20 protein-coding genes and 2 pseudogenes are annotated in these 26077 nt (G+C 65.0%); 9 read left to right on the top strand and 13 right to left on the bottom strand.

Annotation, left to right across the window (positions count from 1 at the left end; genetic code table 11):
- Positions 1-182: 182 nt before the first annotated feature.
- The 4 genes from AB0M47_RS32440 to AB0M47_RS32455 form a co-directional block, all read right to left on the bottom strand.
- On the bottom strand, positions 183-566 hold the full coding sequence (locus AB0M47_RS32440; protein WP_363420837.1) for a hypothetical protein: 384 nt from the start codon (positions 564-566) through the stop codon (positions 183-185).
- A 134-nt stretch (positions 567-700) separates the two neighbouring features.
- Positions 701-1264 (bottom strand): HEAT repeat domain-containing protein, encoded by a 564-nt coding sequence (locus AB0M47_RS32445; protein ID WP_363420839.1) that lies wholly within the window; start codon positions 1262-1264, stop codon positions 701-703.
- A 228-nt stretch (positions 1265-1492) separates the two neighbouring features.
- On the bottom strand, positions 1493-1966 hold the full coding sequence (locus tag AB0M47_RS32450) for a hypothetical protein (protein ID WP_363420840.1): 474 nt from the start codon (positions 1964-1966) through the stop codon (positions 1493-1495).
- A gap of 177 nt (positions 1967-2143) precedes the next feature.
- Positions 2144-2473 (bottom strand): hypothetical protein, encoded by a 330-nt coding sequence (locus AB0M47_RS32455; RefSeq protein ID WP_363420842.1) that lies wholly within the window; start codon positions 2471-2473, stop codon positions 2144-2146.
- Positions 2474-2708: 235 nt separating this feature from the next.
- Between AB0M47_RS32455 and AB0M47_RS32460 the strand changes: the two genes are divergently transcribed.
- The 5 genes from AB0M47_RS32460 to AB0M47_RS32480 all read left to right on the top strand — a co-directional run bounded on the left by AB0M47_RS32460 (position 2709) and on the right by AB0M47_RS32480 (position 6028).
- On the top strand, positions 2709-3107 hold the full coding sequence (locus AB0M47_RS32460; RefSeq protein ID WP_363420844.1) for a hypothetical protein: 399 nt from the start codon (positions 2709-2711) through the stop codon (positions 3105-3107).
- Positions 3104-3712 carry a hypothetical protein gene (locus tag AB0M47_RS32465; protein ID WP_363420846.1) on the top strand — a complete coding sequence of 203 codons (609 nt, stop codon included), beginning with the start codon at positions 3104-3106 and terminating at the stop codon, positions 3710-3712. Before AB0M47_RS32460 ends, AB0M47_RS32465 begins: the two co-directional genes overlap by 4 nt.
- A 61-nt stretch (positions 3713-3773) precedes the next feature.
- On the top strand, positions 3774-4244 hold the full coding sequence (locus AB0M47_RS32470; protein WP_363420848.1) for a DUF4259 domain-containing protein: 471 nt from the start codon (positions 3774-3776) through the stop codon (positions 4242-4244).
- A gap of 433 nt (positions 4245-4677) precedes the next feature.
- On the top strand, positions 4678-5472 hold the full coding sequence (locus tag AB0M47_RS32475; RefSeq protein ID WP_363420850.1) for a hypothetical protein: 795 nt from the start codon (positions 4678-4680) through the stop codon (positions 5470-5472).
- Positions 5473-5533: 61 nt separating this feature from the next.
- Positions 5534-6028 carry a DUF4265 domain-containing protein gene (locus tag AB0M47_RS32480; protein WP_363420852.1) on the top strand — a complete coding sequence of 165 codons (495 nt, stop codon included), beginning with the start codon at positions 5534-5536 and terminating at the stop codon, positions 6026-6028.
- A gap of 70 nt (positions 6029-6098) precedes the next feature.
- Here the strand turns inward: AB0M47_RS32480 and AB0M47_RS32485 are convergent, their stop codons facing one another.
- From AB0M47_RS32485 to AB0M47_RS32505, 5 genes and pseudogenes are all read right to left on the bottom strand, one after another.
- Positions 6099-6872: a hypothetical protein gene (locus AB0M47_RS32485; protein ID WP_363420854.1), complete on the bottom strand. Its 774-nt coding sequence runs from the start codon at positions 6870-6872 to the stop codon at positions 6099-6101.
- Positions 6869-7372, bottom strand: a complete 504-nt coding sequence (locus AB0M47_RS32490) for a hypothetical protein (RefSeq protein ID WP_363420856.1) — start codon at positions 7370-7372, stop codon at positions 6869-6871. The genes AB0M47_RS32485 and AB0M47_RS32490 overlap by 4 nt, the downstream gene beginning before the upstream one ends.
- 131 nt (positions 7373-7503) lie before the next feature.
- Positions 7504-7659: a hypothetical protein gene (locus AB0M47_RS32495; RefSeq protein ID WP_363420873.1), complete on the bottom strand. Its 156-nt coding sequence runs from the start codon at positions 7657-7659 to the stop codon at positions 7504-7506.
- Positions 7660-7680: 21 nt separating this feature from the next.
- A pseudogene (locus AB0M47_RS32500) lies at positions 7681-7896 on the bottom strand (hypothetical protein); the annotation flags it as partial.
- Positions 7897-8094: 198 nt separating this feature from the next.
- Positions 8095-12747 carry a LamG-like jellyroll fold domain-containing protein gene (locus tag AB0M47_RS32505; RefSeq protein ID WP_363420858.1) on the bottom strand — a complete coding sequence of 1551 codons (4653 nt, stop codon included), beginning with the start codon at positions 12745-12747 and terminating at the stop codon, positions 8095-8097.
- 551 nt (positions 12748-13298) lie between these two features.
- On the opposite strand from AB0M47_RS32505, the gene AB0M47_RS32510 reads away from it, so the two are divergent.
- The gene (locus AB0M47_RS32510; protein ID WP_363420860.1) at positions 13299-19958 is read left to right on the top strand and encodes an RHS repeat-associated core domain-containing protein; all 6660 of its coding nucleotides are present in this window, start codon (positions 13299-13301) and stop codon (positions 19956-19958) included.
- Positions 19959-21010: 1052 nt separating this feature from the next.
- Here AB0M47_RS32510 and AB0M47_RS32515 read toward each other — a convergent pair.
- From AB0M47_RS32515 to AB0M47_RS32525, 3 genes are all read right to left on the bottom strand, one after another.
- Positions 21011-21448, bottom strand: coding sequence for a DUF456 domain-containing protein (locus AB0M47_RS32515; protein ID WP_363420862.1), 438 nt, complete (start codon positions 21446-21448; stop codon positions 21011-21013).
- A 124-nt stretch (positions 21449-21572) separates the two neighbouring features.
- A complete protein-coding gene (locus tag AB0M47_RS32520; RefSeq protein WP_363420864.1) occupies positions 21573-22181 on the bottom strand; it encodes a transposase in 609 nt (202 codons plus the stop codon).
- The gene (locus tag AB0M47_RS32525) at positions 22148-22651 is read right to left on the bottom strand and encodes a winged helix-turn-helix domain-containing protein (protein ID WP_363420866.1); all 504 of its coding nucleotides are present in this window, start codon (positions 22649-22651) and stop codon (positions 22148-22150) included. Before AB0M47_RS32525 ends, AB0M47_RS32520 begins: the two co-directional genes overlap by 34 nt.
- 356 nt (positions 22652-23007) lie before the next feature.
- Here AB0M47_RS32525 and AB0M47_RS32530 point away from each other — a divergent pair, with 356 nt between their 5' ends.
- Positions 23008-23169, top strand: coding sequence for a hypothetical protein (locus AB0M47_RS32530; RefSeq protein WP_363420868.1), 162 nt, complete (start codon positions 23008-23010; stop codon positions 23167-23169).
- A 46-nt stretch (positions 23170-23215) separates the two neighbouring features.
- Here the strand turns inward: AB0M47_RS32530 and AB0M47_RS32535 are convergent.
- A pseudogene (locus tag AB0M47_RS32535) lies at positions 23216-23698 on the bottom strand (transposase); the annotation flags it as partial.
- 257 nt (positions 23699-23955) lie between these two features.
- On the opposite strand from AB0M47_RS32535, the gene AB0M47_RS32540 reads away from it, so the two are divergent.
- Both AB0M47_RS32540 and AB0M47_RS32545 read left to right on the top strand, forming a co-directional pair.
- Complete coding sequence (locus AB0M47_RS32540) at positions 23956-25152, top strand: site-specific integrase (RefSeq protein ID WP_363420870.1); 1197 nt, start codon at positions 23956-23958, stop codon at positions 25150-25152.
- On the top strand, positions 25149-26033 hold the full coding sequence (locus tag AB0M47_RS32545) for a tyrosine-type recombinase/integrase (protein ID WP_363420872.1): 885 nt from the start codon (positions 25149-25151) through the stop codon (positions 26031-26033). The genes AB0M47_RS32540 and AB0M47_RS32545 overlap by 4 nt, the downstream gene beginning before the upstream one ends.
- The last annotated feature ends 44 nt before the right edge of the window (positions 26034-26077 follow it).

The raw sequence follows: 26077 nt of genomic DNA on the forward strand, positions 1-26077 counted from the left end.
CGCAACAGTCATGCCGAACCGAAACGCGACTTCGCCACCAAATCCAAGATCCGCTCACCCGATTACCTGGCCAACGTTTCCTGCTGAGCCACTAGCTGGTCTTGGCATGCCTTGCGTGTGAGGTCACGCAGTTCGGTATTTCCAGGTCGTGTCTGCCCGCGGCGCAGCCAGGAACGGCGACGTCACAGATTGGTGGGATACACCTTGAGGCACTCGGCCACCACAACGACTGGTGTTCCGAGCGGGAGGTCGATGGAGGCGTCGTCGACCTGGATCAACAGGAGTCCGTCTGCTACACGGACCGAGAGGAGATCCTGTTCCCGCAGCTCAACACGTCCATACAATCGAGGGCCCTCGCGCAGCGTCGCTTCAGCGCCTTCCAAAGCGATCGTGTCGTCCCATCCGAGCACAGCGTCGATGTCCAACTCGACGTCGACAAGCTCGCCGGCGTCCGGCGACGGGCCAATCCATTCGCCTCGTAGCGGATCATCCGCTACCGAAATGTCGACTATCGTCGGCGCACCCGGATGCACTGCAACGACATAGGCCCGCATGCGTCCGATCATCCCAGCTCATGCTCGGCTCTGCCGTGACCCTTGAAGTGAAACCTACGGACCTCCTGTCGAAGCCCGAACCTGCCGCGCGAATCCCGTCGGCGAACCCGTTGAGGCGCACCGAACTTGCCGATATGACGTTCCGGCTACGGGCGGTTGAGCCGTCGTAGGCCGTGGGCGGCGAACGCGCGCACCTGCTCGTCGGGGTCGGCGAGCAGCGTGCGCAGGGTGGGTTCGGCCGCTTGGTCGCCAAGACCGCCGAGGCACCAGCCAAGGATCATTCGCACATGCGGGATCGGATCTTGGGCCAGTGGTGACAGGACGGCGAGTGCCCCGGGCCGAGCACTGAAGGCGACCATCCTGACGGCCCGGGAACGGACCATTGGATCAGCGTCGTCAAGGAAGGACCGGGCAATCTCGTCAACCCGAGTGGCATCCGGCTGGCCGGCCAGGGCCTCCAGCGCCGTGCTTCGAAGCTCGGGATCGGCCAGGCCGGCGGCGAGAACGGGGAAGTCGCGCGGATCGCCGAGGAGGCCGAGCGCCCAGAGGCGCAGCCTCTCGTCACCGGTGTACGCGTGGATGGCCTTCCTGCTGTCCTCCGGTTGCGCCTCGACAAGCGCCTCGATGGCATCGGTCAACGACGACACATCCAGCTTCCCGGCGACGCCGGCGTGCAGCGCCTGCAGGAGCTCATCGACGGTGACGGACACCAGTTGAGGGTACTGATCTTCGCCGTCCGGATGAGACTGCGCAATTTCCGGGTCTGCGGATGCGGGGAGGGCGGTCATCGTTGATGACCAAGTTCAGCGGCGCGGATCACGCGGGCGGTCGGGTCGGCGCTGTCGAGCGTCCGTAGCCGGTCGGTCAGCAGGAAATCGGGCAACGTGAACCCGGCGGTGTGCGGCCTAGGCCCTTTCGATGAGGGCCCTCGTGGCGGCTCAAGGCCAGCGGTGCCGATGCCAGTTCGCGTCCGCCGCTGACCCGAAATCGGGCAGCGAGCTGCCTGTCGCAGCGACCTTAACGGGCCGAGGCGAACCAGCCGATCGGAGGGTTGCGACGTAGTCGGGGTTGTGCGGCTCGGGGTGATCGCGCCACCAGCTTTCCAAATCTGCCGCGCCGTCGACGGGCCCGGGGCAGGCGGGTTCGTGGCAGCAGCCGGCCAGCCCTGTACGAGCCTGGCATTCGCGGTGCAGCGCCCACTCGGCTGCAGCTTGCTCTGCGCTGATCGGATGCAGGACATATCGGCGTTGCGGCCAGGTGCCCTGGTAGTCGTCGATGTCGGCGAACCAGTACTCGCGGTCCATGTATTCGGCGAGGCCGTCGACCGGTCCGTCGTACCAGTCGTTGAACCACAACATCCGCACGTCATGGAGGCGTGGCAGGCCGTCGAGGATTGCCCGATCGTGGATCATGCGGTTGTCCGAGTTATGAACGGCGGCATGGGCTCCACGTATTGACTGTCCGAGATCGGTCCTTCTCCAACGGGACGCACAGCAGTATTGCAGCGGCGGGACAGGACATCGGCTGCCTTGAAGGTCACCGGTCGAGTATCGGTAAACCTGTAGCCCCACACCAGCCGATATCGCAGGTCAGGTGTTACGTCCCGCCCATTCGGCCTGCGTGGGCAGGCCTCCATGATCGAGCAGATCCACGATCCGGGTCGTTGCTGTAGCGTCGAGCGTGTCGGGCAGCGCGTCGAACGAGGCGCGCATGACGTCCAACAGGGAGAAGATCTGCTCGCCGTCGCGCATCCTGAGCAGAAGCATGCATCGCACATGCGGGGAGACCGCGGGTCGGTGCGACAACCTGTGCAGCATGACCGGCCGCAGGAAATGGGTGGCTGCGGGATCGGCGTACTGGGCCAGCCAACCGGCGCCGTGATTACGGTTGAGCCGGAACTCGATCGCCTCGCTATCCAAACGAACCAGCTCCGGTGTGCTGACCGACTTTACGGAGCGTGGAACACCTGATGTCACCGAGCGAGTCTCCCACCCGCGTCGGGCATGGCTGTGGCCAGATGTGAAGAGCCTGATGCTGGTCGGACCGCCTCCTTCGAGCCGTAACCGACTGTCCGGGTTTCTGGAATGCGTGGTGGGGTTCTGGGCGGCGGAACCTGCTGGCGTTCGATCGCAACACCTTCTAGGCTGTGCCGCCGTGAGCAGCGACGACAGCGTCCTCAGCCCAGCGAGAGTTCGGCCCAGGCTGGCCAACATCCTCGGCCGGGCAGAACTGATGGTCATCGCGTTCGACGGCACCATCGCTCGATTCGAGGTGCTCGGCCGGCATGTGCTGACCGAACTCGGCTCCTACGAAGCCGTGGTCGACCGATACGGCATCCCTGCGGTTACGACGGCGATCGTGAGTGACCAGATCTCCGCGCTATGGCGGGCAAGAAACAGTGGGCTGACGCCGATTGGTTTGGCGACCCGTCGGGCGCGGCGCAAACATCTGGCGGCGTGGGGCGGGGACGAGTTCGCTGCTGTCGTGTCGAACATGACGTCGCTGGCAGTGGCGATCAGCGCGTGTCCTGTGGTTGCCGTGGGGGAGCGGTGAGCACCGACATCTACGGGTTCATCGAGGTACGCGACCCCTTGTGGGATCAGGACTGGTTCGACTGGGAACCATGGTCGGTAGCCTGCCCGTTGCATCCCCTGCTGGCCGAGAACGACTACGACGCGTTTGCCTGTCTGTTCGGGGTACGCAACTACGTAGGCTGGCGACCGGTCGCAGCCGCTCGGGGACTCCCAGTGGACGCGTCGCCGCAGGTGCGAGACGACTTCGCCGAGTTTGCTCATGACCTGCACAGTCCGACCTGGATCGCCTGGTCAGAACTGAACGATCTTGACATGACGGTCGGCCTGAACGGCGTGATCGGTCGCCTGACTCTCACCGAAGGCGCCTTACAGCTCAGTTGGAATCTGCGCGACAGCTGGCCTCCTGAGATCATCGACCGCTTCGGGCCGCTGCCCTGGGGCTCAACACCGGGCGAGACATTCGGCGTCGTTGAGGCCGACGACTTCGTCATGGCGTATCAGCCGCTCACTCGCGCAGCGGTCCTCGGTCCCGGCACCGGGTGGGAGCACGTCTTCGCGGTGATGCGCGCGCTGGCCGGCCGGTTCGGAGCAGACGGCGTACGCCTGGTCGCGTACTTCGACTGACCTGTCGGACGTGGCCGGTAGTCTCGCGGCCACAACGCCCATCGGCCTAAGGAGCTGACACGTGGGGGCATGGGACGTCGGACCGTTCGACAACGACAGTGCCGCCGACTGGTGCGGCGACCTGGAGGACGCACCAGCCGAACAACGAGCCGACCTCGTACGTAATACCCTGCTCTTCGCCATCAACTGCGATGAGTATCTGGACGTGGATGACGGCTCGGCGGCGATCGCCGCTGCCGCCATCGTCGCGGCACAGTTGCCGGGGCAACCGCCGATCACATCGCCGTACGCACCGGACTTCCTTACGGTCGGCGGATCTATCGAGTTCCCCGATGACACGCCCGGTCTGGCGGTCCGCGCATTGGACCGGGTTCTCGCGGATGAATCGGAGTGGGCTGACCTGTGGGCCGATGCCAATCCCAATAGCCCAGCGTTCGCAGTGGTTCGGGAGCTGCGCCGAGTACTTGCCGCCGCCGAGGACCGCTACCTTCACCCGGGAGATGATCTGTTCTCGGCGGGCCGGAACGCATGACGTCGGACCGGAGGCTGCTTCCGGATGATGTTCTGGCCCGGTCGTCGGTCGTTGCGAACTGTGCGATGAACCGCGAGCGCCAGCTCACCGGGCCGAACAGCTACGAGCGGGAGGTCGGGTTCAGCCCAGTCGACCGGCTGACGACAACGTTGGCGGAATCGCCCGCGTCGAGGGTGGCTCGGCTGGATCTGTGCTGTGGGACCGGTCGGGCATTGACGCAAGCCGCCCAGCGGCTTGCAGATGAGGGCCTCGGCGACCGTGCGCATATCGTCGGTGTTGATCTCGTTAACGGATGCAGCTCTCAGGTGCTGGGCGACGCGTCGATGTCATGCAGCGGCTTTGGGGCGACCGCGCTGCCCTGGCTGCGCAGCTCGCAGGGCCTATGCTGCCTGTCCTACGAGCGTTTCGCCCATCGGCCACGAAGTCCTTTCTCGTGTTCGCCGCCGCTGACGGTGTCGTCTTACCTACCGGAGCTGGCGAGCACCTCTGGGAGGGCTACCTGACGTTTGCCGGTATCCTCGCCAAGGTCGACGCTGGCGATAGCGCAGTGGATGTCTATCGCGGCAACGTCGATGACCTGCTGGAACGAGGTATCCTCCGTCGAGGACTGGTACTTGGCTGTGCGCAATGCGGCAGGCCGGCCTTCGTGGCGATCGGCGACTTGGCGCAGATCAATCGCTGTCCCCGATGCTCGGCGGCCAACAGCTTGTCTCAACCGAGGTGGCGGCAGCCTGATACGGAGCCTCAGTGGTACTACGACCTGCACCCAACCGTTCGCGAACATCTGGGCCAGGACGGTGAGATACCCCTTCTACTGTCACACCACCTGCGTCGTAAGAGCCGAACCTACGTCGACGTTGCTGAACTGGAGCTGACGAACCCGGAGACCGGCCCGCTCGCTGAGGTCGATCTGGTTGCCCTCAGCGATGGCCAATTGATCACTGCAGAGTGCAAGCGTCCCGGCTCGCTCGGCACCGGACGCGAGCTCCGCCGCGCCGTGGCCAAGCGGGTGCTACCTGCCGAGCAACTGGCCGCAGACCAAATCCTGATCGCCACTGCAGATCGGGAGTGGCAGCAGTCAGGCGTGGACATGCTCCGCCATGAGGTCAACGTCCGACGATGGCGCAATGCCGCTCCTCGGATTCGGCTTGTGAGCGGCCTCGGATCGGACAAAGTAGTCGATCTTCAAGCCGATGCCGAGAGCGGACTGACCTCCGCCTGGAAGTGATCATCACTGGAGTCGTAGGGGTTCAGGCTGCCGGTCGAAGGCGTGATGGATCATGGCAGGTATGCATGCAGAGCGTCTCGATGAAGCGGACACTGACCTGATCAAGGTCTGGGTGAAGTTCGTGCCTAGAGAAGGCTGGCTACCGTACGACACCGAGGGTCTGTGGGCCGAACCGATAGAGGGTGACACGGCCCGGATCTGCAGCGTCCCGTTCCTCGCCGACGGCATCGCCATAGGTGACGTGCTGCGATACACGTTCGACGAGACCGGCCGACGCTGGGCGACTGGACGGGTCGAAGGTTCCGGCAACTGCACCGTACGCGTTCTTCCGGTGCCGACCGGCCCACTCGGCGCCAACGCCGAGGCCGTGCACGGCCAGTTCGAGCAGTGGAACCTGGGCGGTGAGGAGTTCAGCAAGGAACTCCCGCTGGTCGCACTCAACATTCCCGCCGACGCCGACATGCCAGCCATCAAGGCTCTGCTCAACCGTGGAGTCGAGGACGGCTGGTGGTACTACGAAACCGGATGCGCCACCGATACGTGGCGTGCCGCGTGAGGCCGCAGCCGGGTGCGAGCCGACGGCGCGAGCGCATCGGGGTCTGCTGGCCGCGTGACGGCAGTTGTGGTCAAGAACATCGATCCCATCGGCTCGCAAGGTAGTCGGGTGATGGGTTGTCGACGAGTACCCAGTCGTCTCCGCTGGCACCGATCAGGATGCGGGTTGATGAGAACTCCATGAGTATGGCGCCGACCCTTCCTTCCGATGCCCACTGGGTTCGCAGCGGTGTGGTGGCGCGTAGTCGCTGACCAACGACTTCTGCCAGCAGGTCCGGAGGCTGTGCGGGACCGACTCGTATCTGCCCGTACTCGTCCATGTCGTATGGGGTGTAGGGCTCCGCGGTCGAGAGCATCAGGTCCTCGCCGTGCACGTGAAGCTGGATCGGCGCGGCGTTCTCGAGGTGAAACCACGGATGGATGAGGCTGGTCGCGTCATCGTCACGGCGGCCTGCGAACCAATGACGTGCTTCGGTGACGGCCAGCAACGTTCGGCCGCGCAGCTCGGCAAGCTGGTGTTCGACGAGCCACTGATCGTGGAGGCTGACATCGTGCTGAGGCATCCCGTACGCGTTCCAGACAGCGCGGGCGGTTGCTTCGGCCACGTCGGCGACGCTGGTGTCGACCGGCGACACCGTGATTCTCATGATTGTGATCTGGTTGGTGCCCGGAAGCAGGTGCAGCACCTGCCGACCGCCTAGCAATGCCGCGCGCCTCATATCCTCCCTGATGGAGTCGTCGACCACCGCTACGTCGTCGTTGGCCGCGGGCAGAACGTCGACGTCGACCTGGGCGAACCGTGACCACTTCGAGGTCTGTATGGCCAGCCGGAATGAGCCCCTCACCAGTCGTCCTCCGGCAGCCGCACACCAATCTCGCCTAGCCACCCGCCATGATCACGATGACGATCGAGGCCGGCGGCCGCGAACTCGTCGGCGTGCCGGCCGCGCCTCACGCCAAGATGACGAAGGGCCTGGGAGATCGGGCTCGGCTCGCCCGCGTGCTGCTCGCCTGCGGGTCGGTGTAGCGGCCCGAACGCCAGCGCGCCGTGCTGCCAGACCACGGCAGATTGCGACCCCGTCCCGCCGAAGAAGTCGGCTTCGACATAAGCGATCGCCCCATCGGCGGACCAACCAGCCAACGTTTTCGCGAACCCGCCTGGCAGCATGAAGAACCCCAGCTTGTCGTCGTGTCCAAGCACGGTGAGCCGGTCATGGAGAACACCGGTCATCGGCATCAGCGCCATGCCCTGCGCGAGCTCGACCACATGCATGTCTGGATCATCGCTAGCGACCCGCCGCAGCAGGTCGCTAGCGGCGACAACCGCCTGCACCTGGTAGCCCATTGCGTCTTGCTCCCTTGGACAAATCGCCCTGCCCTGTTGACAGGTGGCGGTCCAACCTACCGTCCACGACGCACGGTACGAAGCCGATTGTGCCGTCGCCGTGCGCACCACGGCGTCGCCTATGCACGTTGCTAAAGCCCGACGGGTCGGTAGCTGAGCGCGGTATCGACGATCTGCTCCGCCGTGGTGTCCTGGTCGCCGTTCGGGGGCCAGAAGATCAAGGCGCTGGCGCGGGGATGCGGAACATTCGACTCGTTGTAGCCGTGTTCGGTGAGGCGGGCGGCCATTTTGCGGGCGTGGCCAGGGCGGACGCGGTCGTCGCGGGTTGAGGTGATCAGTAGGAGCGGCGGGTATTTCTGCCGGGCTGGATGTTGTGGTACGGCGAGTATTGAGACAGGTAGGCCCAGTCTTCGGGGTTGTCGGGGTGGCAATATTCGGCGGTCCAGGATGCGCCGGCGAGCAGGGTGTGGAAGGTGTGCGATCAGCTCGCCGGCGAAGTCACGCTGCCACCGACCCGACGACACACAGTCTCGGTGCCACCGCTCTCCGAGTCCTGAGCTGGTCGTAGTCCGGGAAATCGACCCCCTGCGGCTGGCCAGCTGCTAGTGCGGCTGGAGCACTACGGCGACGAGGACCGTCGAGCCGTCTGCGGGTTATGGGTCGCATTCGCTGACCGGGGTGTCTGGTCGATGGGACCAGACACCCCACGGCTTCACCTGGATTCAGTCGATTGCGTAGTAGCCGATGCAGTCGAGGATGTAGTGGGTGGTGCCAGAGCTGTTATAGATGTCAATGGAGCCGTTCAGGGCTTGGGTCTGGGCGAGGGCGGCTCGGGTTTGGCCGGTGTTCCAGTTGATGTCGGAGGTGGGTTGTCGTGTGGTGGCGTTGGGGTAGACGACGGCGTATCCGTTGGCCGTGGGTTGGGTGACGGTGACGTTCATGATGAGCACGGGTGCGGTGGCGATGGCTCCGGCGGGTTGTGCGAATGGTCGTGCTGTTGCGGCGGTGATCGGGTCGTTGGTGACACGGGTGTCGACGAGGCGGGCTGCGGCCATGCTGTGGTATTTGTAGCCGCTGGTGCCAGGTTTGAAGTAGCCGACGATGTCGCCGAGCAGGTCGATGCTGCCGGTTTGGTTGTAGATCGAGATCATGCCGCTCTTTACTTGGACGATGGCCAGGATGGCCCGGCTGCTGCCGACGGCGTATTGAAGTCCGGAAACCGTGGACGGCCTCGGATCACCGTACGCATAAGTGATAAGGAATCCGTTGGCGTTGGCGACGTTGGTGGCGGTCAGGGTGATCGCCACGGCGGCTGCATCGCTGGGGACGCCGGTGGTGGTACCGGTGACAGGCAGATTGACCACTTCGCCGCTGGCGACCTTGCCGGTGTGGCCGGTTCCGCTGATGCTGTTCAGGATCCGCTTGGCCGTCAAAGGGTTGTAGGTGGATATGCCGGTGGCCGCCGGGTCGGTGGTGTGGTATCCGACGATGCTGACGAGGAAATGGGTTGTTCCGCCGCAGCAGGTATAGAGGTCGACATAGCCGTTCGCGCCGACGGGAACGACAACGGTATTGGCGATGGTCTCGCCGGTGCTCCAATTGAGGTTGGACGTCAGCGGCCGAGGGGTGTTGTCCGGATAAGCGACGGCCCAGGCGCTGCCGGTGACGGCGATGGCCGTGAGGGTGAGGGTCGCGGAGGCGACGTAGTTAGCGGGAACGCTGCCGGTTGACAGCGTCGCTCCAGCGATCTTGAGTCGCATGTTTGTGGCTGGTGCGACGGGGCCGGTGGTTCCGCCGAGGCCGGTGCGGGTGTCCATGAGTAGCGTGGGTGAGACTGGGACGTAGTAGGCGGCGGCCGATCGAGCCTCTGCCGGGTCGACGACCTGATTCCAGGTTTGCACGGTGGAGAGTTGCCCGGTCAGGTAGCCGCCGAATGATGCGGCGGATGCTCCGGTGGCGATGCGGTGTGCTCCGACGCGGAATCCGCCGGTAGTGGTCCAGGTGGTGCTGTGGCTGGCGACGCCGGCCTTGATGCCGTTGACGTACAAGGTCATGGCACCGGTGGCCTTGCTGAAGGTAGCAGTGAGCAGGGTCCAGGTGCCCAGTTGGACGCTGTTGGCGGATGCTGCGGCTGTGTCCCATTGGGTTCCGGTGTTGCTGCGGCTCAGAGCGAATCGCCAGCTGTTGTCGGTGGACTCTGCCCAGATTTTGAGACCGGCGGTGGCGGTGTCGTCTTGGGAGACGATGGTTCCGCCTGTGGCGGTGGGTTTGATCCAGGCGGTGATGGTGAAGTCCGCGTTGGTGGACACTGCCGGCGTGGCGGTGCTCAGGGTTCCGTTGGTGTTGCCGTCGGCGAATCGGATGTCGGGGCTGAATTGGTCGCCGGTGTTCCAGGTGACGGTGCCGGTGCCGGTCATAGGCAGGTTGCCGGCGATGTCGCGGCTGCTGGTCACGTTGGTTCCGGCGACGTCGTTGAAGGTCCAGGCGTGCTGGGCGGTGATCAGCGGCGCTGGTGTGCCGTTGCTGATGTTTGGTGTTGTGGGGAGCCCGGTGACAATGCTGGCGGTGATGCTGCTGCCTGCGCCGACGGTCCACAGGTCGGGGACGGTGTCGCCGTTGACGTCGGCGGCGCGCAGCCCGAGGCTCTTTCCGGTATTCCAGCCGCTGGCCCTCAGGGTGTAAGAGGTGTAGGTGAGTGTGCCGGTTGCCAAGCTGAGGTTCTTCCAGAGGTAGATGGCGCCGTCGGTCTTGCGCCATAGGAACATCCACGTGCCCAGGGTGCCGTTGGCGTCGACGGGTGCTTGAGCGGTGGCGATGGTCCAGTCTTGCCACGCTTCGCCCAATGGCGGTTCGGTGGTGAGCTGTCTCGGCGTCATGAAGGCGTTGGTGCTGATGCTGCAGAGATGGCTGAGGTGGTAGGGCCGAGTCGTGGGAGGGCTTCCGACTTGTTCGCCGCCGCTGATCGTGAGCAGGTCATCGTAGGGATCGGCCGCGTCGGCGGTGCCGTCGTCGTCGCAGTCAGACGCAAGATAGTGAGCATTGGCGACCTGCACGGGATTTGCGAGCGAGAGTCTATCGCCGGTCGCCGGGTCGTCGCCCTGATCAGCCAGGGCACCGTCGTCGATGTTGTACTGGTATCCAGTGCCTACCTGCAATGTGGAGCCGTCGCCATTGCCGGTGATGATCGCGCCGGAGCCAGTGGTGCTCTTGTATGCCAGGACATCTTGTTGGCCGTTGCCGGTGAAGTGTCCCGTGACGATGGCTGCGCCGTCGAAGCTTGCAGGCCCCGCGGTGGTGTCCTGGCCGATACCGTTGGCGCCGATATTTGCGGCGAGCTGATTGACCTGGCCGGTGTTGCGGCCGGCCGCAAGCCAGACGCCCGAGGGAAGCCCGGTGGTGGTGCCGCCGACGGCGACTAGGTCGGCGACGTTGTCACCGGTCAGGTCGGAGTCGGCTGCCGCGTTCTGGGCAGCGGCGTCGAAGACGACCGAAGCGGCCGTGATGCTGATGTTGCCGCCCGCGGACAGGCTGGCGACGGTCAGAGTGTTGGTGCGCCGGGTCGGTGTCACGGTAACCGTGACGGTGCCGTCGCTGTCGTCGTCGAGTACTTGGCCGGGAGAGCTGGCGTTCAGCTGGTACAGGTACCCGGTGGGTGTCGTGCCGCTGTCGGGCTTGGTCACAGTGATCTTGATGGGGGTTCCGACGACGGCACCGGTCGGGGAAGTGACGTTGGGGACGCCCGGCCGGGTCGGGTCATAGGTGAAGGTGCACGTGGCTGACACATCGCCGGGGTCGGGGCCGAAATCGGTGGCGACCGCCGTCCACGAGAATTGCGTGGGCTGGCCGGCAGAGACGGTGTCGAGTGTCGCCTTGGGAATGTCTAGTTGCGCGGTGGTGTTCGAGCCGTAGGTCAGCGTCTGCGGGTCGGAGCCATAGATCTCGGCCTTTCCAGTGTCGATGGTCTTCCAGACTTTGAAATCGACGCCGAGAGTGTTGCCGTCCGCGTCGGACACCCACGCGTAGAGGGTCACTTTACCCAAACCGACCTGCCCGCCTTTGCAGTCGGTGGCAGGATTCGTGGCCAGGTTCGATGGCTTGGCGGGCTTGTGGTTGTATTTGATCTCCAGCGTGGGTGAGGTTTCGTCGAACTCCTTGTAGCTGGAAAAGTCCGACTCGTTGTTGGCCTTAAGGACGAACGTGCGCAGGCCGAGTTTGGCGTTAACGTCGTTGCGGATCGTCGTGGTGACGTCGAACGACACCCAATCCGCGGCACACCCCGGGTAGCCGTGGGCGACGTTCGCGTTCGCCACGTCTGAGCCCAACGCCACACCGTCCCAATAGGTCCAGGTCGCGTTCGTGTCGGTGAGGTTTTTCGTCGGCGCGTACACATTGACCTGGCGAGCATTGCACGAATAGGAGCGCGTCTCGCTCATTTTCAAGAACGCGCTGTAGATGTTGGCGCCGGTCAACGTGCTGACGGGAATCGGGAAGAGGATCATCGACCGGGAAAAGGTGTCTTCGTTCTTGCCGACCTGCAGGTCGTCGTTTGGGTCATAGCTGTCAAGCCACCGGTTGGTCGAGGGGGTGCGGTCGGACACCGACGCCCAGCCCTTCTTGACCGGCCCGGTCGAGGACCAGACGAAGGTGGGATCGATGTAGAGCGGGTAGACCGTGTCGGGAGAGGACAGCAGGTCAGGGTCCGGGCGCAGGGTCAGCGTGCTGCCGGCGACTTCGGTGGCTACGGCGGCGGTTTGTGCTGCGATGCCAGGGCCGTCGGGCGTTGAGGCGACCTCCGAGGTTGGCAGGGCGTCGGTTTGGGCGGGGTCGGGGGTGGTCGAGTCCCACATCAATGACTGTGGGGACGTTAGAACCGTGGTGCCGAGCCGGTCGACGCCCCGCAACCCACCGCCATCTGCCCGCAACGTGACGTCTGTGGAGGTGACGGTTAGGGCGAATGCGGCGACCTTAGGATTGGTCGCGGCGGCTCGGTCGTGGACCACCAGAACCTGAGTCACCTCGCCGTTCCGGTCGGCGCGCAGCCGCAGGTCGACGCCAGCGAGGATGGACGGGTAGACGGCGGTGTCGCCGTCCAGCACTGGCGCGGGCAGGCTGACCGGCGTGGTCAGCTTCACCGTTCGGCCCTCGTGCCGCATCGTGGCTGCCGGTCCGCTACCACCGGCGGAGAACACGATGTCGGCCGTGGCGACCCGGGGGGAGAGCGTGCCGTCGCTGTTGCGCTCCAGCGTGGGGTCGAGGTCTTTCCATTCGCCGTTGACCTTGCGCCGGGTGGGCGACAACGCGCGGCTGAGCGTGACCGTGCCGTCGGGGTTGGCCGTCACCAGGTCGGTGGCGGTGGTTCGCGACGGCACCGCCACCGGTGCGCTCGTAGTCTTTGCCTCGGCGAGGGCACGATCGACGTCGTCGTCGCTCGTGGTCTGGGCGCTGGTGAGGGGTGGCTCGTCTGGACCGGGCTGGTAGGGATCGGCGAACGCCGGCGCCGCTGTGGCCGCGGTGGCAGCAACGGTTATCGCTGTGACGGCAACTGCTATACGCCGCCGTGTGTTCCGAAATAGACCCATCTGGCAGATCACCCCGCATGGTCGAAGGGACCCCCGGCGGGTCCCGTGTTGATCACGGGACAGCCAACCAAACCTGCGGCCCATGCGTGGGGTGCCAACCACGGCGGAACGTTCGCTTTCGTCGCGCGGTGGCCGAATTGCGTCCATGCTCTGGCGGAATCGATACAAGATCGTGACTTCCGGCGAAACGTCGATCATGGGAAGGTGTCATCGCTAGCGGGGGCTCGCATTGTGTCCACATCGTCCTCGCCGGTCCACTGTGGCACCTTCAACGGGTATGCGAGGTTGCGATGGTCAAGCACGGGGCGCGACGCCGGACAAGCGACAGGTCTGCAGTTCTACTGGCCATGTCGCTGCTGCTGGCTGTTCCGATCGGAGCGTTGACGGCCGTGCCGGTGGCCGCGGCCACGCCACGAACTCCGGGATCACCCCCATCGCCCGGCCGGAAGGTGACCAAGGTCCACGCGGTCACGCCCGACCGGACTCCGCTCCCGCCGATCACATCGAAGAATTACAGCGCGCCAATCACGCGGTGGCCGACCGCTGCGACAGCGAAGATTGCGGTCGCAGCCCCTACGGGTAAGGATGCCGCGAAGACGCACGGCGTTGGCGTGCCGGTGTGGACCCAGGCCGTCACCGACGTGACCGGAACCTACCGAGGGCCCGGCTTCGTCGATGTCCAGGTCCACGACCGGGCCACTGCCGCCCGTCTCGGCGTGAGCGGCGCGGTGTTCACGGTCGCATCTGCCGATGTTGGCACCACTCGGATCGGCTTGGACTACAGCGGTTTCGCTCAAGCGTACGGCGGCGACTACGCCTCGCGGCTTCGCCTGGTGCAGCTGCCCTCCTGTGCCTTGACCACGCCGGAGGCAGCCGCGTGCCGAACGGCACAACCGCTTGCCACCAGTAACGACACGGTCGCCAAGACGCTGTCTGCTCCGGTCGCCCTCGCAGCCAATGCCAGCAGCGCCTCCGCTAGCGGCCAGATGGTAGTTCTGGCAGCCACCGCCGACGTCGGCGGTGACACCGGCACATTCGCCGCCAGCGACCTGAGCCCTTCCGGGGCCTGGACCGCAGGCGGAAGCACCGGCAACTTCACCTACAGCTATCCGATCGCCGTCCCGCCCGCGACGACCGCGCTGCTACCCGAGGTCGGTCTGTCTTACGACTCGTCGGCCGTCGACGGCAAGACCGTCTCCACGGCAGCGCAGGCGTCATGGGTCGGCGACGGGTGGTCCACCTACGACTCGTACATCGAGCAGTCATTCATCTCGTGCAAGGACGAGCCCGAGGGTACAGCGGCCTCGTCACCGACCCCAGACCTCTGCTATGACGGTCCGGTCCTCAACCTGTCGCTGAATGGCCGCAGCAGCGCGCTGGTTTTTGACGGCACCAAATGGAAGCCGCAGTCCGACGACGGATCGATCGTCACACACGTCACCGACGGCGGCACCGGAGCAGGCACCCACGACGACGACTACTGGACGGTCACCGACCGCAACGGCACCACCTACTACTTCGGCCGTAACCACATTCCTGGCTGGAGCGCTGGTAGGGAGACGAACTCGGTCGACACCGTCCCGGTGTACTCGGCCCACTCCGATGATCCGTGTCACGACACTTCCTGGTGCACCATGGCCAGCCGCTGGAACCTCGACTACGTCGTCGATTCCCGCGGCGGCGCCATGGCCTACTTCTACAAGCAGGACCCCAACTACTACGGCCGGCACGAAGGCGACACCAACACCGTCTACGTGCGCAACAGCCACCTCGACCACATCGACTACGGCTTCACCGACGGCAACGCCTTCGGCACCGTCCCGAACCGGATCAAGTTCAACACCGGTGACCGCTGCCTGTCCGGCACCTGCCAGCCACTGAACACGTCGACAAAGGGAAACTGGCCCGACGTCCCGTACGACCTGGTCTGCACGTCCGGTGGCATTTGCCCGTGGAGCCCGTCGTTCTTCTCCACCGTCCGGCTGACCTCCATCGTCACCCAGCAATACAGCACCGCCGCCGGCGACTTCCTGCCAGTCGACACCTACACGCTGACCCAGACGATGCCGACCGAGACCGGTGACGGAACCAGCCCCACCCTGTGGCTCGATTCGATCACTCACACCGGCAACGACAAGACCGCTGGCGACAACGTCGACCGGGCGATGCCCTCGGTGAAGTTCACCGAAATAAGGCTGGCGAACCGGGTCGTCACCACAGATGGGCTGCCGACCTACTACCGGCGCCGTATCCACTACATCGACACCGAATCCGGGTCGCGCATCACCGTCGACTACGGTCTGCCCACCGCCTGCCCCACTGCCGTGACGGGCCTGGATCCGGCCACCAACACGCGATCGTGCTACCCGGTCCGGTGGACCCCCAAGAACGCCACCAACCCGATCCTCGACTGGTTCAACAAATGGGCCGTCACCAAAGTCACCGCCACCGACCCGACCGGCAAAGCCCTACCGATGACCACCAGCTACACCTACCTCGACGGGGCCGGCTGGCACTTCGACGATAACGAGCTGGTCAAGGCAAAGTACCGCACCTACGGCCAGTTCCGTGGCTACGCCAAGGTCCAAATACGCACCGGGGATGCTAACAACGACCGGCAGACGCTGACGGCGACCGTCTACTACCGCGGCATGTCGAAAAACAACAACACCACCGTGGTGAATCTGACCGACAACAAAGGCGGCGTCCACGAAGACGTCGACCAACTCGCCGGCCAGCCCATGGAAACCACCAGCTACAAAGGCGCCGGCGGGGGCATCGAATCCTCCACCATCACCCACTACTGGGTGTCAGCAGCCACCGCCACCCGTAGCCGCACCGGCACCGGTCTAGACCCCCTGACCGCGAACACGATCGCCCCGGTCCTGCAGGTCAGACGCCAAGCGGTCACCAGCAGCGGCACCACCAGCTGGCGCTACAACGCCGTCGACACTACCTACGACACCAACACCGCCAGCGCCACCTTCGCCCTGCCCTTGCGCACCTACGCCCACACCATCCCGGCCGACCCCGCGTTCGATCGGTGCACCAGCATCGGCTACGCCCCTGCCAACACGACCAAGAACCTCGTCGGCCTGATCGCATCCAGCGACGCCGTGTCCGTAGCCTGCGCTGGCTACACCGCCGGGTCCGTCGTCTCCGTTCCCGGCAGCATCAACACCCTCACCGCACCCACCTCGGTATCGCGACCGGATCAGGTCATCGCCGCCGGCCGGGTCTTCTACGACGACCCGAACTTTGCCACCACCTTCCCCCAAACCACCGCCCCGGCCTATGGTCAGCCGACCATGGTGCAGCAAGCCGACGGCTGGACCGGCAGTAGCTACACGTACCAGACCACGCTCAAATCCACCTACGACAGCTACGGGCGGCTAGTCGACCAGTACGACGGCAACAACAACAAGACCACGACCAGCTACACCACCACCAGTATCGGTCTGACCAGCGGCGTTGCGGTCACCAACGCGCTGAACCAAACCACCAGCAGCACCTACAGCACCACCCGAGGATCGGTTCTCGCCCAAACCGACCCAAACACGATCGTCACCAGCCGCCGATACGACGCCCTCGGCCGGCTCACCGGCGTATGGCTGCACTCCCGCGCCACCACCGCCCCCGCCGATGTGAAATACACCTACACCTTCGTTCAACACCAGCCGAACGTTCAGGACGGCGTCGTCGCGGTCACCACCGATACGCTAAACGAGAGCCTCGGCTACGCCACCAGCACCACCATCTACGATGCGCTGCTGCGACCTCGCCAAACCCAGACACTGTCACCGGCCGGTGGACGACTGATCAGCGACATCTTCTACGACTCCCGTGGCTGGGTTTCCGGCACCTACAACGGTTGGTGGGATGCTGCCAGCACACCGAACACGGCGCTGCAGACCGCGGCGAACCTGTCGGTCAAGGTCTACGACCAGACCTACTACACCTACGACGGACTCGGCCGCGTCATCTACAGCCAGAAGGCCAAAGACAACGCCATCATCTCTACTGCCACGAACGTGTACACCGGCGACCGTGTGACAACTGTCCCGACGGGACCGACACTGCTTCCGTCCGGATCGGCGAGCGTTCCGTCGACGGGCGCAGTGATCCGCACGACTATCACCGATCCGATCGGGCGGACAAGCCAGGTCGATGACTACAAAACCCTGCCCACGCTGACAACGCCGGCTGACACGTTTACCGGAACCTTCAGCCTCAGCGGTGGGGCAGTTACCTCCGCGACCTACGGCTATGACGGCCACAGCAATCAGAACACCGTCATTCAAGCGGGCAGCACCTGGACCACCGAGTACAACCTGCTCGGCCAGGCAAAATCGAAGACCGATCCCGATGCCGGCAAGAGCACGTACAAGTACGACGCCAACGGTAACCTTACCGAAGCCAAAGACAGCCGCACCAGCGGGAACACCGTCTCCTATAAGTACGACGCGCTGAACCGCAGGACCGCAAAATACGTTTCCGACCTCACCGCCCAGATCGACAACGGTCAAACGGGAGCGAACCAGGTCGCGAAATGGGTCTACGACAACTCCGACGGTGACATCACCTACACCGTCAAGTATCCGATCGGCCACCAGACCTCGTCGACGGCCTATTGGGGCGGCAGCGCTTACACAGTCCGCGTCAAGAACATCAACATTTTCGGCAAGGCCACCGGTACCATCATCACGCTGCCACCAGCTGAAGGCACCAGCCTGGCCGGGGACTGGAAGACCGACCACACCTACACCACGGACGTCGGGCTACCCGACAGCGACATCTACTACGCCAAAGGCGGCCTCCCCGCAGAAACCGTCCAGCGCAACTACTCCGGAACACTCGACCTGCCAACCACCATGGCGGGCCTCGCCGGCTACACGCAGAACACCACGTATGACGCCAACGGCCGCATCAGCTACACAATCATCGGCTCAGCCGTCAACGGCACCAGCAACATCACCTACACCTACGACCCCCACACCGGACGACTCACCGACCGGCTGTTGAAAACCGAGCAAGCCACCGCACGAACCCTCGACCAACAGCACTACGACTACGACCTCGCCGGCAACGTAACTCGACAGATCTCCACCCGGCTCGGCTCCACCACAACCTCGGAAACCCAATGCTTCGTCTACAACACCGTCGCCGACAACCTACGACGGCTGACCGAGGCGTGGACCGCCACCGACAACTGCGCCACGAGACCCACGCTCGCCAACCACAGCATGGTCGGCGACAACCTCGGGACCACCAGCGCTTACTGGACCAGCTGGGAACTCGACGACCAATCCAACCGCAGAAAACAGACCAAACACGCCCTGACCAGCGGCAGTGACACCACCACCGACTACCTTTACAACGGCAACAACACCAACCAACCCCACACCCTCACCAGCACAACAGGCAGCACAACCGGCCCGACCAGCTACACGTACGACACCGCCGGCAACATGACCGGACGCAACGCCGGCCTCGGCCCGCAAACCCTCGAGTGGAACGCCGCCGGCCAGCTCACCCGCAACACCACCGTCGTCGGCGCCACCAACAACATCACGAACTATATATACGACGCCGACGGCAACCTCCTGCTCCAAAAAGACCCGAGCTCAACCACCCTCTACGCCGACGGCCAGCAACACACCCTCAACACCACCACCAACACCTTCACCGGCGCGCGCTACTACGCACTCCCCGGCGGCGGCACCGCAGTCCGGACCGGCAGCGGCACCAACTACAGCTACACCCTCAGCGACCCCCACGGAACCTCCGACCTCAAACTCGACTACACCACCTACAACCCCACCTGGCGACAGTTCACCCCCTACGGCGAACCACGTGGCGCCACCGTCACCTGGATCGACAACCGAGGCTTCCTCAACCAACCCGCCAACACCAATAGCGGCCTCACCCAACTCGGCGCACGCAACTACGACCCAGCCACCGGCCGCTTCATCAGCCTGGACCCCATCTTCGACGGCACCAATCTGCAACAACTCAACGGATACAGCTACGCGGGCAGCAATCCCCTCACCTATAGCGATCCGAGCGGTCTTTTGATGAAGATGCCCATGCTCGGCGGCGGCTGCTGCGGAAGCGCCGCAGGAGGTAGTGGTGGGGCTGGTATCGGCATTCGAGTGCCACCTCCAAGGCCACCCGTACGGCAAATCCGCATCAAGGGCCCAGAATCCGCTCCCGGGCGCATCCTCAACCGTCCGCCTGTGCGTTCAACGCCCGGCTATTACACACCCAGCGGCGGGTACATCGGCGGCCCCAGCTGCATGTCCTGCCAAGGCGCTGCCTCAGCGAGCGCCAGCGCACAAGACGCAGCGGTCACGCCTGGCGGCTACGGCGGCGGTCACGCCGTCCAAGCGATCGAGGACCGTGGCGGAGACTCCGGCCCTTCACACACGGCAGGAGCCGCCAACGGGCAAGGCAAGGCAGAGCCCGGCAGCATCGAGATCATCGAGGAAAAGCTCGAGCCAGAAGCGCAACCACAGGCCGCCGGCGGCGGTGCAGGCGGCGGCAGCGCCGGTGGCGGTGGCGGGGGAGGATGCGGCGGCGGGGGCGATTGGGATCCAGACGACATCTACTTCAACATCGACGGCGGTTGGTACGGGCGACTCCGGCCGTCTGGCCACGACAACGAGATCAACCACATTCCAGCCCAAGACTCATACCGCAACTGGAAGCACATCTTCGGCAAGACTGGTTCCTCTGGTCCGGCTATTCGAATGGCCGAGGAGCATCACCGCCAGCTTCTGAGCACGGGGAGCGGACAAATCAACAAGGATTACCGTGCGCAGCAGCAATTCTGGATTGACCTCGGCTACATCGAGGTAGCTATGGAAATGGATTTCGCTGACATCCGTGGAAGGTTTGGTACGCTCTACGACGGCGAGATACAGGAGATGCTGGATAGCCTGCAATTTAACCGGGCATACCAGCGATACCTCGCACACTTTGGGGCGTCGAAGGTGATTGGGTGTTAGATGGCGACCATACTTGAACTCACACCGAACATTGGGTTACCCCCGCTCCGGTTCGGAATGTCCTCGAGCGAAGCGAGTGTCGCTCTCGAGACCTGGGGTGACGCCGAACCGCTGACAGGTTTGCCGGGTGAGCCCGAAAAGCTGCGCCTTCGCGATGAACCGGAAGGATTTGACCTCTTCGCGTTGTTCGAATTCGGTGAAGGCGTTAGTGCTATCGAGATCTGGCGTCCCCGAACGAGAAATACCTGGGTAGTTAGAGCGCTAGGTTTGGACGTGTTTGCAGGTCGTGCATCGGCTGTTCTTCAATCTCTTGCCGATCAAGGCGTTGAGGTAACAGACGCGGAGCTGCAGCATCCCACCTGTCCGCAGGTAGCCCTCGGATTCCGGCGTAACTCGCAACGAGACATCTTCGATTCGGTGTTGATCGCGCCGCCAGGCTATTACTCGAGAGAAGCAGACCCAGTGGTAATTGGTGGCATGTATCTCCCTCGCCGATAACCACTATGGGAAATCGCCGAAGCTGGGACTGGGTCGGCAATCACGACCGATCAGACCGTTGCCCCAGCTGGCAAACGTACGTACGCTTCGCGCTGCACGTACAGACAAGTCCTGTCGCCTCGATGAGGCGACAGGACTTGGGCGGGTCGGCACGAGCGGGTGGTTTACGCCGTATCCGTAGCGAAGGGGTCGACCCGGAGTCCGCTGTGCCGTGCGATCCGTTCGGTCGAGCCTCGCCCATCGAGCTCTGGCTGAGGGTTTGTCCATCAGAGCCTGGCTGAGTATGGTCCGAGCATGGCTCCTACCACTATGGTGGAATGGCTATGCTCCAACGGTCAGTTCCATGAACTTGGTCTTCGGCATTGGGCCGGAGTCTGATACAGGCAAGCTACTAACGTTCGTGCAAGCTCTCGTGTGCACTCTGGGAGTGCTCAATGGGAGTGGGGAGACCTCGGCCGCTTTGTTGGCCCGGCCTGATTTGGGCGTATCGGGTCAGGCGGCGATCGCGCCGACGATCCAGGTGACGGCGATGACGAGGGCGGCGGCGAGCTCGATCAGCATGGACAGTCCGACGGCTTGACGGCGTGCCAGGTCGCAGCCCGGGCCGGTTTGAGGTCGCGTTGGCGGGTCCATTCGGCGAGCAGGATGCCGAGGACGAACCCGAGGGGCAGGCCGACGACGGGGACGACGAAGAAGCCGACGATGCCGAGCAGGCCGCCGAGGATGATGGACCAGTTCGGTACGCCGCTCTGCTTTAGGCGGCGGCCGGGCCAGGCGTACTTCGCGGCGGTGCCGGCCAGGGCGACGAAGGTCGCGATGAACAGCACGATCCAGCGACCCCAGTCCGCGTCGGAGAACAACGCCCAGACGAGCACGGCAGCCCAGCTCAGGACTAAGCCCGGGGCGATTGGAACCACTACTCCGACGGTCCCGATCAGGATCGCCAAGGCGCAGACGAGGGTCAGCGTGCTCTGCGTATCGGTCAGGTCCACGGTGTCTAGGTTCGCATGTTCACTCCAACCCCGCCGTGCGACGGGAGCGCATTCCGTCAGACCGCGGCTCCTCGTAGGCTGCCCTCATAGTTGACGTGGTGATCTCGCTAGACACCTTTCGCGATCAAGGTCTGTTAGGGCTGGGTGGAGATAGACCCGTTCCGGTGAAGTAGCCGTCGACGAGCCCGTGGCGGTACTGCATGCGCTTAAGACGGTTCTTGACCGCCTTGGTCAGTGTGGCGGCGGTGCGGACGGGCAGGTTTGCCAGGCTGCGCTTCAACGCCGACCAGACTTTCTCGGTCGGGTTGAGCTCGGGTGCGTAGGCGGGCAGGTAATAAACGCGCAGCCAGGGCCGGTCGGCGATCAGTGTCTGCATCTGGGTGGACTTGTGGGTGCCCAGCCGGTCCCAGATCAGCACGATCGGCCCGTCGAGCTGCTGGCGAGCGGTGTCGAGCAGGCGGGCTAGATCGGCTTCCCGGAAGCCTTTCGGCTCGCCCTTGCGCCCGCGGTAGGTCATCGTGCGATAGATCAGGCGGCTGCGGTGGCCGGGCCGGTAGCAGACCATCCCGGCCACCGACACCCGCGCGTTGCCCGCCGCAGTCACCTTCACCACCGGTGTCACCCCGCGTGGTGCCCACGTGGTGGCCTTCGCTGCGCGCAGCGTTTTGCCGCACTCGTCAGCGAAACAGATCCAGGCCTTCAGCCGGTACGCGACTCTTTTAGCGCCGGCCACTGGTAGCGGCGCCAGTGTGTGATGGCCTGCTCGTCACGCTCGATGGCGCGGTGGATCGGCTGCTGTGCGGTGTAGCCCAGCCGTCGCATCGCCTGCCACACGGTGGTGACGCTCACGCGGCGGTGGAACAAGGTCGCGATCAGTGTGCCGATCCGGGCCAAGGTCCAGCGCTGGTCCTCGCCGTAGCCAGCGGCGGCCGGTCCCGCGTCGAGGCGGACCTTGAGCAGCTGCAGCTGGGCATCGGACAGAATGGTGTCCGGCCCCGGCGCACCTTTGGATGCCAACGCCTGCTCGCCATCGGCAACCCACGCACGCCGCCACTGGTAGGCACTCTTCGTCGAAACCTCCAACGCCGCGGCGACGTCAAGCGCTGACCTGCCGTCGGCGAACATCTGCGCGGCCTGCCGCCGCACCTGCTCACGCCGGACTCGCCCGGCCTGGTTGACGCCACCACCATCGCCGTACCGCATGAATCCAGATAACCGGACGAACCTCATCAAAGCGATCACTCGCAAGAGGCATAGTGGACGCCAACCAGACCCTAATCGCGAAAGGTGTCTAGTCGACAGCAAGCGGGCGGGAGCTGCGCCGATTTGGGAACTCGGGTCAACAGATTCCGCAGTTAATGAACCTGTAAAGAAACAAGGTGATCTTTTCGGCTTTGCAGGCGTCCTTTGTGGCATGTCGATCCCGAGTGTGGCCCGTGACCGCATCGCGTTGAGGTTTCGGGTGCTGTTTCCGCACCTCAACGAGCGCCGTGGCGCGGTCGTCAGCGGGTCACCAGGTGGGGGTGCGTGCGCCTAGTGACTTGCAGTGAACCGAAGTCGTGAAAACGCAGTTCAGCACAGTCCGCCGTGAGGTCGAATTCGGCTCACCTGAATTCGTCGAGGCCCACTTGTCCTATCGCGGTCTGGACGCATTCCTCGATCGCACACCTCGCGCCGGCGACGCGGATCAGCTGCTCGTCGCCGGTGCCATCAGCCCGTAGCACAAGTAGTAGGCCAGCCCAGTTGGGTCGGTGATCGACCGGCGGATCAGCAGCCAGCGGCTATACCCGTGATCGGCTGTGCCGGTGTCGGGCAAGGTGGCCACGGCCCAGTCGAAAGGCGCGGGCCTTTGGTGCCGTCGTCGGAGCTGCGCCGTTTCCACGCTGAGACCGGCGCTGCCACGGCGAGAGCGTCGGCGCGGATGCTGCCTCCGTTGGTAGGGATCTCCTGGTTGCACGCGACGGCCAGGACGTAGGGCATGCGCCGTTGCTGCAGCCAGAGCCGGAACTTGCTGTCCTTGCCGTAGGCCTCGTCGGCGGTCACCCACCGGGCGGGCAGCGGCATCGATGGCCCGGCGCAGCATCTGCAGCCCGAGGGCGGGCTTGGTGGCGAACCGAACGTGCGCCGGTATCCGCGGCCTCGGCCCGCCTGGCGGGGGTCGTTGCACCAGCTCTGCGGCAGATACAGCTCCCGGTCAACAAGTGTCCGGCCGTGCAGTGTGACGTAGGCCAGAAACACTCCGAGCTGGCAGTTCTCCGTCCGACCCGCCGTCCCCGAGTACTGACGCTGTACACCGGCTGACTTCGTCCCTTATGACGAGAGGGCGGTTATGCCGCGCCGTGCTTGGTGGGCGCTGCTCAGTGAGCTGATGCTGTGGTTGCTGCTCGGCATTGCGCATCGGTTGTCCGTCGTGGTGGGCGATTTCTCGTGTCTGGTCGATGGGTCCCTCGACAGACAGGAGAAGAATCATGGACTCGGAAGGTGTTGCGCGAGGTCACGGACGGATCGTGGTGGATGGGCCGCTCGCGCCGTTCGTCGACGGGCTGCGTGAGGATCTGGCCGGTCAAGGGTTCGCCACGGACACGATCGCTGAGCATGTGCATCGGCTGGCGGATCTGAGTGGCTGGTTGTCCGCGCGTGGCTTAGTCGCAGCCGCGTTGACCGGCGAGGTCGTGCAGGAGTTCCAACGGTTGCGTCGGGCAGCGGGTGTCCGGGTTGGGGTGAGCGAGCGGGCGCTGGCGCCGCTGCTGGGGTATCTGCGCCGTTCGGGGGCCGTCCCACCACCTTCGGCAATGGTCGCGACGACGCCGACAGAAGTGCTGTTGGCCGAGTACCAACGGTATTTGGAAGACGAGCGCGGGCTGGCCGCGGGCACGGTGAAGCACTACCTGCGATGCGCACGGCTGTTCTTGACCTGGCTACCCGAGCCGGTGGAGTGGTCGCTGCCGCGGTTGTCGGCGAGGCAGGTCGTCGACTTCGTGCGGGACTGGACATCGCGGCGGCGCAGTAACGCGTTGGACATGGTGACGCTGCCCGCCCTGCGGTCGCTGCTGCGGTTCCTGCACCTGGCCGGGCACATCGCGGTGGCGCTGGCGGGCGCAGTCCCAGCTGGACGTGGCCGGCCCCGCAACCTGGTTCGACCGCGTGCCGCTCGCCACGACGATGTCCGGGCGGTGTTGGCCGGGTGCGACCGCGACAGCGCGGTCGGCCGCCGCGACTACGCGATCCTGCTGATGCTGGCCCGGCTGGCGATGCGGGGCGGCGAGGTCGCCCGGCTGGAGTTGGCCGACATCGACTGGCGCGCCGGTGAGCTGATCGTGCGCGGCAAGGGCGGCCGGGTCGATGTGCTGCCGTTGCCGGCCGATGTCGGCGCGGCGATCGCCGACTACCTGCTGCACGCCAGACCGGCCACCGCCGCGCGGAATGTGTTCATCAGGGTGAAGGCGCCGTTCACCGGGCTGGCCGTCTCGGCTGTCACGGTGCTGGTGGGCGCCGCCTGCGCCCGGGTCGGCGTGTCGCGGTTCGGGCCGCACGGGATGCGGCACGCCGCGGCCTGCGACCTGCTCGCAGCTGGCGCGTCGATGGAGAAGATCGGGCAGTTGCTGCGCCACGCCCAGCAGCGCACTACCGCGATCTATGCCCGGCTGGATCAGGCGCGGCTGGCTGAGTTGGCGATGCCCTGCCCGCAGGGAGCGCCACGATGAGCATCCGAATGCATGTTGAGCAGTACCTGGCGATGCGCCGCAGCTTGGGGTTCAAGCTGCGCGGGCAGGGGCAGATGCTGCTGGAGTTCGCCGACCGGCTCGACCACAACGGCCTGGCCACGGTCACGGTCGCGGCGGCAATCGGGTGGGCGAGCGAGCCGAGCAACGCCACGGCTGCGCATCGGCAGCGGCGTCTGGCGGTGGTGCGCGGCTTCGCCCGTTACCTGGCCGCGTTCGACCCGCACTGTCAGGTCCCACCACCCGGGCTGCTGCCCTGCCGGGCGCACCGGCCGACGCCCCACCACTACTCAACGCAGGAGATCGCCGGGCTGGTGCACGCGGCCGGCACAATCGCCGCGCCGCTGGCGGCGGCCACGATGCAGACGCTGATCAGCCTCATCGCGGCCAGCGGGCTGCGGGTGGGTGAGGCCCTTGCCCTCGACCGCGACGACGTCAACGAACGCGAGGCGGTGCTGACGGTGACCGGCAAGAACGACCAGACCCGGCTGGTGCCGTTGCACGCCACGACCGTTGTGATGCTCGCCGGCTATGCGGCGCGCCGCGACCGGCTCTGCCCCGCTGCGGTCTCGCCCGCCTTCTTCCTCACCACCACCGGCAGGCGGGTGCAACAACACACAGCGCAGCAGATCTTCGCCCGGCTGCTGACCGCCGCGGACATCCAGACTCCGCCCGGGCGGCGACGCCCGCGCATCCACGACCTGCGGCACACTTTCGCGGTCAACGCGCTCATCGGCTGGTACCAGGCCGGCGTCGACGTCCCGTCCCGGCTGCCGGTGCTGTCGGCGTTCCTCGGCCACAGCAGCCCGGAAGCTGTCCGCGTACGGCCTGACGTGACGGTGTGTGTACGGGCTCACGTGTAGGTCGGTCTCCGGTGGTGTGGCCGGGAGAGTGGGTCACCCTTCGG

Source organism: Hamadaea sp. NPDC051192 (genome assembly GCF_040682475.1).
Classification (GTDB): Bacteria; Actinomycetota; Actinomycetes; order Mycobacteriales; family Micromonosporaceae; genus Hamadaea; species Hamadaea flava.